Below are 12,423 nucleotides of genomic sequence, written 5' to 3'. Positions count from 1 at the left end.
TAAACTCCTTCAACGTCCCATGAGCCTCTCATTTGCTGGAGGCTTCTGTGCCCTTCTAAAGGAAGACTACTCAAATTTGTAAAATTTGATAGCAAATCCACCTCAGATCGCGCCTAAAGTGCAATATTTACACAGTCTAGGCGCGACTCGAGGCGATATTCTTACGATTCAGAGGCGAGTTTCGCGGCCTGAGCCATCCAATCGTCACGCTCAATACGACCTTTGAACTTGAGACGGGCATCAACCCATGCAACCTCTTGGGCAGTCCATTTCGCGATCTGGTCGTAGTGATAGAAACCAAGCTCGTTCAACAGAGCTTCGAGCTTCGGACCAACGCCAGAGATCTTCTTGAGATCGTCTTTGCCCGATGCGCGCGGTGCGGTCAGAACTTCCGGCTGCTTTTCGTCAACCGCAGCAACCTCTGCCGCTTTCGCTGGTGCTGCAGCCTTCTCTACCAGAGCTTTCTTTGCGGCAGGTTTCGCTGCGGCAGGCTTCGCGGCTGCTTTCTTGGCAGGTGCTTTGGCAGCGGTTGCGCCCGATTTGATCCACGGTGTCAAAAGCGGGACTTCGGTGCCGTCGATGCGCTTTACGGTATCACCGATATCAACAGCCAGCTGAGCCGACGCGTTATACTGGTGTTTGCCGCTTTCGTGATCCGTCAGCGAGGTCAGACCCGACAGAGGCTCTGCTGCGTAACGACCATTCTGCGGGCCCGGTGTCGGAACCTTACCAGCAGCAAGATCGTCGAGCAGTTTGCGCAGACCATCAGCGGTGAGGTCTTCGTAGTAGTCTTTACCGATCTGAGCCATCGGCGCGTTGGTGCAAGCACCCAGACATTCCACTTCTTCCCAAGTGAATTTGCCATCCGCAGACAGAGTGTACGGTGCTTCGTTGATCTTTTCTTTGCAGACTCCGATCAGGTCTTCGGCACCACAGATCATGCAGGACAAGGTACCGCAAATCTGGATGTGCGCGACCGATCCAGTCGGCTGCAGCTGGAACATAAAGTAGAACGAAGCCACTTCGAGCGCACGAATATAGGCCATGCCGAGCATGTCAGCGACCGTTTCGATTGCTGGACGGGTCAGCCAACCTTCTTGCTCTTGGGCGCGCCAAAGAAGCGGGATGATTGCCGATGCCTGACGGCCTTCGGGGTACTTTTGAATTTGACCTTCAGCCCATGCAAGGTTCGCAGGGGTAAAAGCAAAGGACGAGGGCTGTTCGTGGTGCAAACGGCGAAGCATCGGCGTCAGGCTCCGGTCTTTTCGGCGGCGCGATATGCACCAACCTTGGTTTCAATTTCTGCGCGGCGGCTCACTTGCACGCCTCAGTCTGGAGCGACATGCTCCCGTCGGGTTGAAGAACCGCCTGCCCCGACCCATAGAGCGCGGCTACGGCAGCAAATACTTGCTCTTCGGTCAGACCAGAGGCCTGAAAAATCTCGTCGCCATTCTCGGCGGTAACCACACAGCCTGCAGCCTCAATGGCTTTGGACAGCGCGGCTTTATCAGCCGCAACATCGGCAAACACACTACCGGGCATACAGGCTAACACAACCAACCCAAATCGCTTCATCAGCGGTCAATCTCCCCGAACACAACGTCCATGGTGCCGATGATGGCAGCCACGTCCGCGAGCTGGTGACCAGACGCGATGTGGTCCATCGCCTGCAGGTGCAGATAGCCCGGTGCGCGCAGTTTTGCACGGTATGGTTTGTTCGAACCGTCTGCTTTCAGGTAGACGCCGAATTCACCTTTCGGTGCTTCAACCGCCGCGTAAACCTCGCCCTCAGGCACGTGGAAACCTTCGGTGTAGAGTTTGAAGTGGTGGATCAGCGATTCCATGTTGGTTTTCATGTCGCCACGTTTCGGCGGTGTGATCTTACCACGGGCCAGAACGTCGCCACCTTCAACACGCAATTTCGCAATCGCTTGCTTGATGATCGAAGTCGACTGACGCATCTCTTCCATGCGGACGAGGTAGCGGTCAAAACAGTCACCGTTTTTACCAACGGGGATCTGGAACTCGAACTCGTCGTAGCATTCGTAGGGCTGCGCACGACGCAGGTCCCAAGCGAGGCCAGAGCCACGCACCATCACGCCCGAGAAACCCCATTTCTGGATGTCTTCTTCGGTCACAACGCCGATATCAACGTTACGCTGCTTAAAGATACGGTTTTCGGTCAGCAGGCCGTCGATGTCATCGAGAACGTTCGGGAAGTGGTTCGCCCACTCTTCGATATCGTCGAGAAGCGCGTCAGGCAGGTCTTGGTGGACGCCACCGGGACGGAAATATGCCGCGTGCAAACGTGCGCCACAGGCACGTTCGTAGAAAATCATCAGCTTTTCACGCTCTTCAAAGCCCCAGAGCGGCGGTGTCAGCGCACCAACGTCCATAGCCTGCGTGGTGACGTTCAGAAGGTGGTTCAGAACGCGGCCGATTTCGGAATAAAGAACGCGGATCAGCGATGCACGACGCGGAACTTCGGTGCCCGTCAGGCGTTCGATAGCCAAGCACCAAGCGTGTTCTTGGTTCATCGGCGCCACGTAGTCGAGACGGTCGAAATACGGAAGGTTCTGCAGATAGGTGCGGCTTTCCATCAGCTTTTCGGTGCCACGGTGCAGCAGACCGATATGCGGGTCGCAGCGTTCAACAATCTCGCCGTCCAGTTCCAGAACCAGACGCAACACGCCGTGAGCCGCAGGGTGCTGCGGGCCGAAGTTGATGTTGAAGTTACGGATCTTCTGTTCGCCCGTCTGAGCGTCCTCGAAGCCTTTGCCACCATCCATCATGCGTATGCCCTCGCAAGGTTATTCTGCCAGTTCTGTGGCAGCGGGCCGACGTTATCGGCGACCCAGTCGTATTGATCTTTGAGGAACCGAACAGCATCCGCTGCCAGCCCTGCGTCCATGCGGGCTTTGGCGCCTTCATGGACTTTGCGTTCTTTGTCCGCCGCGATGTGGGTCAGGCCCAGAAACGCGCAAACACGCGCCCAGCCATCCGCCGTCATCAGGCGTTCGGAAAATTCTACAAGTAGCCGCGATGCCGGAACAACGCGGCGCAGTTTTTCGATGGTCGAACGATAGTCACCGCGTTCAGCGACATCCGCGTGCTTTTGCCCCGCGATCACCTTCGCCATCGCAACATTGGCGCGCGCCTCTAGATCGGCATCACCATGCTGGCGCGAGACCACCATGCGAATATGGCTCCACAGACGGTCAAGCGGGTCGCGGATCAGATAGACAAACTTTGTCATCGGACGCAGCGCCGCCATACGGGTCAGCATCGCCTCATCCAAGAGACCATACGCAGGGGTCATTTCTGCCACCACGCGTTTGCCCTCGCTCCCGGTCGACAACCATGCCCAATACCGAGCATCATCCTCACGCGGGCTTTCCAGCACGTCGACCAAACCAACCATATCGTCGATCTGACGGGTCAGGTTCGCCTCACGATGCTTATTACCATTGCGGCGTACCATTTCGCGGGTTTCGAGCATCTTCGAATGATTAGCTGCAAAGGCCGACAACTGGCCCGCACAGCGTTTCGCGTCAAAGGTATCCCAGTAGTGGGCTTCTTTCACGTCGCGCACCAGACACTCCGGATGACCATGCAGCATGCGATAAAGCCAGGACGTGCCTGCCTTCGTCGCACCTACACAGTAAAGGAGGGTCTGATCGGTCATTTGATTACTTCGCCGCTGCTTTGTCGTCACCCGGAAGGATGTATTCAGCACCTTCCCACGGCGACATAAAGTCGAACTGACGGTATTCCTGAACCAGTTTCACGGGCTCATAGACAACGCGTTTTTGCGCTTCGTCGTAACGAACCTCGGTGTAACCAGTGGTCGGGAAGTCCTTGCGCAGCGGGTAACCACGGAAACCGTAGTCGGTCAGAATGCGGCGCAGGTCTGGGTGACCCGAGAACAGGATACCGAACATGTCAAAGACTTCACGCTCGAACCAGTTGGCCGAGGGGTGAACTTCGATGATCGACGGAACCATTTCTTCTTCGCGGATCGACACACGCAGACGAATGCGGTGGTTCTGATACATCGACAGGAAGTGGTAAACGACGTCGAACCGTTTTGCGCGGCCCGGATAGTCAACCGAGGTGATATCGACGAGGGACGAGAACTGGCAGGACTGGTCAGTTTTCAAAAACTCGACAAAAGCCACCAATTGCGACGGCGCAACATCGACGTTCAGCTCACCATACGTGACATCCCAACCGAGAACGGCATCGGATTTCTTCAGCTCGAGAAGAGCGCCAAGTTCCTTAAGTGCTTCGGACATGACAACCCCCTCTTAGCGAACGATAGTGCCGGTGCGGCGGATTTTGCGCTGAAGCTGCAGGATACCGTAGAGCAGAGCTTCTGCTGTCGGAGGGCAGCCCGGAACGTAAACGTCGACCGGAACAATGCGGTCACAGCCACGAACGACCGAATAGGAATAGTGGTAATAACCACCACCGTTCGCACAGGACCCCATCGAGATCACATAGCGCGGCTCTGGCATCTGGTCGTAAACCTTACGAAGCGCAGGTGCCATTTTGTTGGTCAGCGTGCCCGCAACGATCATCAGGTCCGACTGGCGCGGAGAAGCGCGCGGTGCGGTACCAAAGCGTTCGAGGTCGTAACGCGGCATCGAGGTGTGCATCATTTCAACCGCACAGCAGGCCAGACCAAAGGTCATCCAGTGCAGCGAACCTGTACGCGCCCAGTTGATGATGTCAGCAGTGGACGTGACAAGGAAACCCTTGTCCTGAAGCTCGCGGTTGATCTCCTGCGTGACAACTTCTTTGTCTACGCCGGCGGTGTTGACGCCAGTCATCACTCCCATTCCAGAGCTCCCTTTTTCCACTCATAGGCAAAGCCGATCGTCAGAACGGCGAGGAATACCATCATCGACCAGAAGCCAACCATGCTCAGGTCCTTGAATGCGACGGCCCATGGGAAGAGGAACGCGACTTCGAGGTCGAAGATGATGAAGAGGATCGACACAAGGTAGAACCGAACATCAAATTTCATCCGCGCATCGTCAAAGGCGTTAAAGCCACATTCGTAGGCCGACACTTTTTCTGGGTCAGGGTTCCGCACGGCAACCACCACAGCGGCCAGAACCAGAATCAGGCCGATAGCGATGGCAAGGCCAAGGAACACGATAATGGGGAGGTATTCGCGAAGCATCTCTTCCACGACAGGTCCTTTCCTGCAGGACGGACCTATCACGGTCCGTTCGTTCGACATGGCTTTACCCCTGCCGCGTCAGAGGGTCAACCAAGCGCCGCTATAGTTGACGCTGTTTTTCTCACGCAAATTTCAGGGCCAAATGACAACGAACTCTTAACACTTTCGAACTAGGGTCGCCCAATCGCCCTTTATTATAGGTATATTGTGTTAAGGCTCCTCGTTTTCTTTATGTCCCCTCGGTCTGTTCGCCGTGCAATTTTCAACTTGGTTGTTTTACTCGTTCCGCTGAATCTATTGGCGATTGTGGTTCAGTTCTTTGTTCTTGGGTTCGATGCGATTCCGTTGGCGGATATCGTTCTTTTGACGTCAATCGTCGGGACGCCGTTCATGCTGGGCGGGCAATTCATTGGCGCTCGGCAGGTTGCGACCAAGGATCGATTGGTTGAAATGGCGACCACCGATATGCTCACCCGCCTCCCCAATCGTCGCGCCTTTATGGAGCGGGCGCGGTCAGCACTGTCACGCCACAAAGGGGTGATGCTGTTGCTCGACGCGGATCACTTTAAGGACATCAATGACAACTATGGTCATGCGACGGGCGATCATTGCCTGCAGGTTATGGCCGATCATCTACAAGGGCTGCTGCGGTCGAATGATGTGATTGGCCGCGTCGGAGGCGAGGAATTCGCAATCTTCCTCCCCGATGTCACAATGGAAACCGCACGCCTAATCGGGCAGCGGATCAGCATGGGCCTGTTGGTCGAAACAGGCACGGGTGCGTCATTACAAGTCACCGTTTCAGTCGGAGCGGCGACCGTTGGTCCGCATATGACATTGGACGAGGCCCTGCGGGACGCAGACATCGCCCTCTATCGGGCGAAAACGGCAGGCCGTGCGCGAATAGAAATCGCGGCCTAGCTCTGCCACTGCGGTTTACGTTTGTCGAAAAAGGCACTGATGCCTTCAACAGCTTCTGGGCTTTCCCAACGCTGCGCGAGGGCTGCAATGGTGTCGTCAATGACTTGATCATTGATCGGCGGCCCCAAACGACGGGCCAGCGCCTTGGCCTCGGCCACCGCACCTGGGGCGCAGGATAGATATGGGACCACTTCTGCCTCAACAGCAGCATCCAGATCATCAGCGGCGACCGACTTTGCAACGATCCCGAGCGTGACAGCCTCATCCGCACCAAACCGACGCGACGACATGAACACGCGGCGTGCCATAGCCTCCCCCATCCGAGCGATGACATAAGGCCCGATGGTCGCAGGGATCAGACCTAGCCGCGTTTCCGTCAAACCAAACAATGCCGTATCCGCAGCAATCGCGATATCGCAAACACAGGCCATGCCGACCCCGCCACCAAAGGCATTCCCATGAACGCGCCCAATCACTGGCTTTGGCATTTCGTTCAACGCCCTGAGCATATTAGCAAGGCGGCGTGCCTCTACCTCGCGCCCTGCCGCATCGGTATCAAACTGCGCTCGCATCCAACCGAGGTCACCGCCCGCACAGAAACTCGCCCCCTCAGCGGCGAGGATCACAACACGCACGACAGGATCCGCGCCCAAGGTCCGCACAGCCTCGGTCAATTCATCCATCATCAGCGCGGATAATGCGTTGTGCTTATCCGAGCGGGCCATGGTCAGCGTCGCGACCCCACGGTCATCAATATCAATGCGGATCGTTTCCATCGCCCTACCCTCGTAACTTTCGCGCCATGACCCCAGCACGTGCCAAGGCCGCATGATCCAACCCAGTCGAATAACCGAGCGTCTCAACCCGTTCGACCACCGCTTCGGTCGCGACATTCCCTGGCGCACCGGGCGCATAGGGACATCCGCCCAAACCACCGACAGCCGCATCAAACACCCGAACACCGAGTTCAAGCGACGCCTGCACATTGTCCAAAGCCCGTCCGCCTGTGTCATGGAAGTGACCTGCGACATCCGCAATCGGCATCACCTCCGCCACTGCTTTAATCACGCGGGTCACGGTCTCTGGCGTCCCTGCCCCGATGGTGTCGCCCAAAGAAACAGGCATCGGCGCAAGACGGCGTAAACCCTCAACGGCGCGAACAACGGCTTCTGGCGGGGTAGGTCCGTCGAACGGACAGTCGGTCATGCAGGACACATAGCCCCGCACGGGAACGCCCGCGTTTTGCGCAGCTTCCACCACGGGGGCGAGGCGCGACAAGCTATCCTCGACCGTGCAATTGAGGTTGGCCTTAGAGAACCCTTCGGAAGCCGCGATGAAGACAGCTATCTCGCCCGCGTTGCGCGGCAGATTGGCAGAGGCCTGAACGAACCCCTCCCATCCCTTAGCGTTCGGAACCAAGGTCGCGTAGTTCACATCGTTCGCATAATCCAGAGCGGCCATCACGCGGTCGGTATCCGCCATCTGTGGCACCCATTTGGGCGACACGAACGACCCGACCTCGATGTCCATAAGGCCCGCATCGACCAAGGCTTTGATCAGCGCGACCTTATCGTCGACCGCGATGACTGCCTTTTCGTTCTGCAAACCATCACGCGGGCCGACCTCGTATATGCGGACGTGGCTCATGAAACCTCCGACGGGATCGGTTCAAAGAACGACTGGTTATAGAGACGCGGCTCGCCGTCCAACGGGAGCGAAGCGCGGAACGCGGGGCGTTCAGTCATCCGCGCCATCCATGCCGCCACACGCGGGAACGGGTCGAGCCTAATAAAGCGCTGCGCCATATAGATCGCCTGCCCCACGCAGATATCCGCCGCGCTGAAATCAGACAGCAGAAAATCGCCCGCCATCCGCTCTTCGATAAAGCCTATGGTTTTGGCGAGCCGCTTAGGCTCCAACTGCGTCAGGATCGGGGACCGCATGTGATCCTCATAGAGCATCACATGCTGCTGGGTGAGGATCGCGCAGTGCTGGCTGATCGTCTCTGCAAAATGGATAAGCTGGAGGAACATATTGCGTTCAGGATCGCCAATCGGACGACCCAATCCAGCCTCAGGGAACTTCTCGCAGAGGATTTCCGCAATCGCGCCCGTCTCAATCAGCACCTCGCCATCGATTTCCAACGCAGGGACACGGCTGACGGGGTTAATCGCTTTGAACTCGTCCGAACGAAGAGCCTTGCCAAACTCATAGCGCTGGATTTCAAACTCACAGCCGATTTCGTTGAGCTGCCAGAGCGTCCGCATCGAACGGGTTTCAGCACAGTGGTGTAGACGGATCATGCGACTTCCTCCTCTAGCGCGATAAGAAGCGTGCCTGCTTCGACTTGTGACCCTGCGGTGGCACCGACCGTTGCAATCACACCATCACGGGGCGCACGCAGGATATGTTCCATTTTCATGGCCTCTAGCACGGCTAGGCGGTCGCCAGCCTTCACCGTTTGACCCGCAGTGACCTCCATCGCGCGTAGGAGCCCCGGCATCGGGGACAAAATCGCATCGCTTGCCGCTTCTGCGCCGCCTCGGTCCAGCGGATCAGGGATCGTGATCTCGACAACGGGGTCAGCAAAGATCGTGATGCGGTTGCCATGCTTTACATAGTTCGGCGCGGCCTGATCGTTCAGGCGCAAACCGCCGCTCGACCGTCGAACCGCCACGGTTATGTCGCCTACGGCAACCTCGAAACGGTCAGCCGAGAATGTCGTGACATTTACCTCGATCTCTTCGCCCTCGACCAACAGCGTGATGGTCTGCGGTACTGGTGCCCAAAGGGTAAATCCCGTTTGTGGCGCGGGGTTCGCATCCAGCCTCATTGCGATCAAGGCGGACAGGGCAATCGCCTCAGCCGTCGGTGCCGCACGATGGGTCAGTGCATCGAGGTCACGCTCGATCAGACCCGTATCGACCTCACCCGCCGCAAAACCTTCGTGCCGTGCCAGCGCCCCCAAGAACCCGAGGTTGGTGACGGTGCCTGCCACTTCGGTCTCGGCACATGCGCGGGCAAGTTGGCGCAGCGCGGTGTCACGATCAGGGCCGTGCACGATCAGTTTGGCGATCATCGGATCGTACCAAGGGGTGATGGTATCGCCCGCTCGCACGCCACTGTCGGCGCGCACACCCTCTGCGAACTGCAGATGGGCGATACGACCCGTGGCGGGGAGGAAACCCGCGGGAACATCTTCGGCGTAGAGGCGGGCTTCGAACGCGTGCCCCGTGATCGTAAGGTCGGATTGCGCCATCGGCAGAGGTTCGCCAGAGGCTACACGCAATTGCCATTCCACCAGATCGACGCCCGTGATCGCTTCGGTCACAGGGTGTTCGACCTGAAGGCGGGTGTTCATCTCCATGAACCAGAAGTCCATCGTCGTACCATCGACAATGAATTCGACCGTGCCCGCACCGGAATAGCTAATAGATTCTGCCGCCTTAACCGCAGCGGCCCCCATCCGGTCGCGCAAGTCAGGCGTCATGCCCGGTGCGGGCGCCTCTTCGATGACTTTCTGGTGACGACGCTGGAGCGAACAATCCCGCTCGAACAGATGCACGGCAGAGGTGCCATCACCGAAAACCTGCACCTCAATGTGGCGCGGGCTAAGAATGTATTTCTCGATCAGGACATCCGCATTGCCAAAAGCTGTCCGCGCCTCGGCCTGCGCAGAGGCTAATGCTTCGGCAAAGTGGGTGGCATCGTCAACGTGACGCATCCCCTTACCGCCGCCGCCAGCGACGGCTTTGATCAGGACGGGATAGCCGATCTCTGCGGCTTGCTGGGCGAGGAAATCTGGTGACTGATCAGCCCCGTGATAGCCGGGAACAACAGGCACGTTCGCCTTTTCCATCAGTGCCTTAGCCGCGTCTTTTAAGCCCATCGCCCGAATAGAGGTGGCCGAAGAGCCAATAAACGTTAGACCCGCCTTTTCGACGGCCTCAACGAAATCAGGGTTCTCGGACAGGAACCCATATCCAGGATGGATCCCTTGGGCACCCGTTCTCAAAGCGGCCTCAATAATCAGGTCGCCACGCAGATAACTATTGGCGACAGGCGCTGGCCCCAGACGCACGGCCTCGTCCGCCATGGCGACATGCATCGCATTGGCGTCGGCATCCGAATAAACCGCAACGGTTTTCACACCCAGCGCTCGCGCCGTGCGGATCACACGGCACGCAATTTCGCCCCGATTGGCAATCAGAATTTTTCCGAACATACCAGCGGGGCCTCCCTACCCCTCGTGTTAGTCCTTAGCGCCGCGAAAACTGCGGAAGCGGTGGCGGTAGATCAGATTGGGGCGGTCGCCCTCAAACAGATAGAACAGCGCCAATCCGCAAAAGATCAGATAGGCCAGCACGACGAACCCGCCTGTCTCCCCCAGCTCGGACATGTTTTTCAGCATTCCGCCCGTGACGGCCCCAAAGACCGAAAGCAAAAGCTGCGCGCCCGCCAACATCAGCGAAATCGGCGCCCGCATCACTAACATGATCGCGGTGAGCAGTTGCAGAACGGCTTTGAACAGGGCCAGCCAGTCACCGAACTGAGCGAACTCGACCAGTTGCAAAAGACCGAAAGCCGCAAAAACACCAGTGATCAGCCAGAGCGGGAGGTTGAGTTTCCCCTGCGGATGCGCCCGCGCCATTTCTGGCGTGACATGCACCCATTGAGCGCCCGTCTGTTTGTCCATCTTGCCGTATTCGAAACGGCCTTCTTCCGGCATTTTTGCCATGATCGCCCTCACATCCTGAACACGCCGAATGTCGTGTCTTCAATGGAGGCGTTCAACGATGCTGACAGCGAAAGTGCAAGTACATCGCGCGTTTTACGAGGATCAATGACGCCATCATCCCAGAGCCGTGCCGAGGCATAGAGCGGGTGCGATTGTTCTTCAAACATGTCCAGCGTGGGCTTTTTAAAGGCCGCTTCTTCGTCTGCCGACCACGTGCCGCCAGCCCGTTCGATTGCATCACGTTTCACGGTGGCCAACACGCCAGCGGCCTGTTCGCCCCCCATCACAGCGGTGCGCGAATTGGGCCAAGACCACAAGAAGTTCGGACTGTAAGCCCTTCCAGACATGCCATAATTGCCAGCACCGAACGATCCACCGACCAGCACAGTGATCTTTGGAACCTTGGTCGTTGCAACGGCTGTCACCATCTTTGCACCGTGGCGGGCAATGCCTTCGTTTTCGTATTTCCGACCCACCATAAAGCCCGTGATATTCTGCAAGAAGATCAGCGGGATTTTCCGTTGGGAACACAGTTCGACAAAGTGCGCGCCTTTTTGCGCCGCCTCAGAGAACAAAACTCCGTTGTTGGCGACGATGCCGACGGGCCAGCCGTCGATGTGGGCAAAGCCCGTGACCAGCGTTTCGCCAAACCGCGCCTTGAATTCATCGAACCGAGAGCCGTCCGCGATACGCGCGATCACGGCGCGAATATCGTAGGGCGTCTTTAGATCTGGCGGCACGATGTCCAGCAGTTCCTCGGGATCACAAGCGGGCAGTTCAGGTGTTTCGCGTTTCACCGTCATTGGGGTCTGACGCGAGGTTGAGGCCACCGCCTGACGGACGAGAGACAGCGCATGAGCATCATCCTCGGCCAGATAATCCGCAACACCGGAAAGGCGCGTGTGAACATCGCCGCCGCCAAGGTCCTCGGAACTGACGACCTCACCCGTTGCGGCTTTGACCAGTGGCGGACCAGCGAGGAAGATCGTCCCCTGATCTTTCACGATCACCGACACATCGGACATGGCGGGCACATAAGCCCCACCCGCCGTGCAGGACCCCATGACAGCCGCGATCTGGGGAATACCCGCCGCTGACATATTCGCTTGATTAAAGAAAATCCGGCCAAAGTGGTCACGGTCGGGGAACACTTCGTCTTGGTTCGGGAGGTTCGCACCACCACTGTCCACGAGGTAAACGCAGGGCAGATTGCACTGGGCTGCGATCTCTTGGGCGCGGAGGTGCTTTTTCACTGTCATCGGGTAATAGGTACCGCCTTTGACGGTAGCATCATTACAGACGATCATACATTCAATGCCGTTCACACGGCCAATCCCAGCGATCACTCCAGCGCAAGGTGCCGCACCATCATAGAGCCCATGTGCCGCCGTCGCGCCAATTTCCAGAAACGGAGATCCTGCATCCAAAACATTGGCGACACGCTCACGCGGCAGCATTTTTCCGCGTGACACATGACGTTCTCGTGCCTTTTCCCCTCCGCCTGCCGCAGCCTTTTCAGCAGCGTCGGCGATCAGTGCGATCATCTCTAGGTGACGCGCACGACCTTCGGGGTTGG

General features: G+C 57.7%; 14 protein-coding genes. 1 reads left to right on the top strand and 13 read right to left on the bottom strand.

Annotated features, from left to right (window positions below; translation table 11 throughout):
- Positions 1-161: 161 nt before the first annotated feature.
- The 7 genes from nuoE to QWY83_RS04510 form a co-directional block, all read right to left on the bottom strand.
- Positions 162-1,244 carry an NADH-quinone oxidoreductase subunit NuoE gene (gene nuoE / locus QWY83_RS04540; RefSeq protein WP_249946399.1) on the bottom strand — a complete coding sequence of 361 codons (1,083 nt, stop codon included), beginning with the start codon at positions 1,242-1,244 and terminating at the stop codon, positions 162-164.
- A 70-nt stretch (positions 1,245-1,314) separates the two neighbouring features.
- Positions 1,315-1,542 carry a hypothetical protein gene (locus QWY83_RS04535; RefSeq protein ID WP_249946400.1) on the bottom strand — a complete coding sequence of 76 codons (228 nt, stop codon included), beginning with the start codon at positions 1,540-1,542 and terminating at the stop codon, positions 1,315-1,317.
- A gap of 32 nt (positions 1,543-1,574) precedes the next feature.
- Positions 1,575-2,789, bottom strand: coding sequence for an NADH-quinone oxidoreductase subunit D (locus QWY83_RS04530; protein WP_197498156.1), 1,215 nt, complete (start codon positions 2,787-2,789; stop codon positions 1,575-1,577).
- Positions 2,789-3,685: a sulfotransferase gene (locus tag QWY83_RS04525; RefSeq protein ID WP_249946401.1), complete on the bottom strand. Its 897-nt coding sequence runs from the start codon at positions 3,683-3,685 to the stop codon at positions 2,789-2,791. Before QWY83_RS04525 ends, QWY83_RS04530 begins: the two co-directional genes overlap by 1 nt.
- Before the next feature lie 4 nt (positions 3,686-3,689).
- A complete protein-coding gene (locus QWY83_RS04520; protein WP_249946402.1) occupies positions 3,690-4,295 on the bottom strand; it encodes an NADH-quinone oxidoreductase subunit C in 606 nt (201 codons plus the stop codon).
- A 12-nt stretch (positions 4,296-4,307) separates the two neighbouring features.
- Positions 4,308-4,841: a NuoB/complex I 20 kDa subunit family protein gene (locus tag QWY83_RS04515; RefSeq protein ID WP_197498147.1), complete on the bottom strand. Its 534-nt coding sequence runs from the start codon at positions 4,839-4,841 to the stop codon at positions 4,308-4,310.
- On the bottom strand, positions 4,832-5,197 hold the full coding sequence (locus tag QWY83_RS04510) for an NADH-quinone oxidoreductase subunit A (RefSeq protein ID WP_067549241.1): 366 nt from the start codon (positions 5,195-5,197) through the stop codon (positions 4,832-4,834). Before QWY83_RS04510 ends, QWY83_RS04515 begins: the two co-directional genes overlap by 10 nt.
- 222 nt (positions 5,198-5,419) lie before the next feature.
- Here QWY83_RS04510 and QWY83_RS04505 point away from each other — a divergent pair, with 222 nt between their 5' ends.
- Positions 5,420-6,109 carry a GGDEF domain-containing protein gene (locus QWY83_RS04505; protein ID WP_249946403.1) on the top strand — a complete coding sequence of 230 codons (690 nt, stop codon included), beginning with the start codon at positions 5,420-5,422 and terminating at the stop codon, positions 6,107-6,109.
- Here QWY83_RS04505 and QWY83_RS04500 read toward each other — a convergent pair.
- The 6 genes from QWY83_RS04500 to QWY83_RS04475 are packed head-to-tail and all read right to left on the bottom strand — an operon-like array spanning position 6,106 to position 12,391.
- Positions 6,106-6,885, bottom strand: a complete 780-nt coding sequence (locus tag QWY83_RS04500) for a crotonase/enoyl-CoA hydratase family protein (RefSeq protein WP_249946404.1) — start codon at positions 6,883-6,885, stop codon at positions 6,106-6,108. The genes QWY83_RS04505 and QWY83_RS04500 overlap by 4 nt on opposite strands.
- A gap of 4 nt (positions 6,886-6,889) precedes the next feature.
- Complete coding sequence (locus tag QWY83_RS04495) at positions 6,890-7,756, bottom strand: hydroxymethylglutaryl-CoA lyase (RefSeq protein ID WP_249946405.1); 867 nt, start codon at positions 7,754-7,756, stop codon at positions 6,890-6,892.
- Positions 7,753-8,412: a glutathione S-transferase family protein gene (locus tag QWY83_RS04490; protein ID WP_249946406.1), complete on the bottom strand. Its 660-nt coding sequence runs from the start codon at positions 8,410-8,412 to the stop codon at positions 7,753-7,755. The genes QWY83_RS04495 and QWY83_RS04490 overlap by 4 nt, the downstream gene beginning before the upstream one ends.
- Positions 8,409-10,334: an acetyl-CoA carboxylase biotin carboxylase subunit gene (locus tag QWY83_RS04485; RefSeq protein ID WP_249946407.1), complete on the bottom strand. Its 1,926-nt coding sequence runs from the start codon at positions 10,332-10,334 to the stop codon at positions 8,409-8,411. Before QWY83_RS04485 ends, QWY83_RS04490 begins: the two co-directional genes overlap by 4 nt.
- A 27-nt stretch (positions 10,335-10,361) precedes the next feature.
- Positions 10,362-10,847, bottom strand: a complete 486-nt coding sequence (locus QWY83_RS04480) for a hypothetical protein (RefSeq protein ID WP_249946408.1) — start codon at positions 10,845-10,847, stop codon at positions 10,362-10,364.
- Positions 10,848-10,855: 8 nt separating this feature from the next.
- Positions 10,856-12,391, bottom strand: coding sequence for a carboxyl transferase domain-containing protein (locus tag QWY83_RS04475; protein ID WP_249946561.1), 1,536 nt, complete (start codon positions 12,389-12,391; stop codon positions 10,856-10,858).
- Between the last annotated feature and the right edge of the window lie 32 nt (positions 12,392-12,423).

Origin of the sequence: Marivivens donghaensis (genome assembly GCF_030410045.1) — a bacterium.
Classification (GTDB): domain Bacteria; phylum Pseudomonadota; class Alphaproteobacteria; order Rhodobacterales; family Rhodobacteraceae; genus Marivivens; species Marivivens donghaensis.
This window is presented reverse-complemented; position numbering and strand designations above follow the sequence as displayed.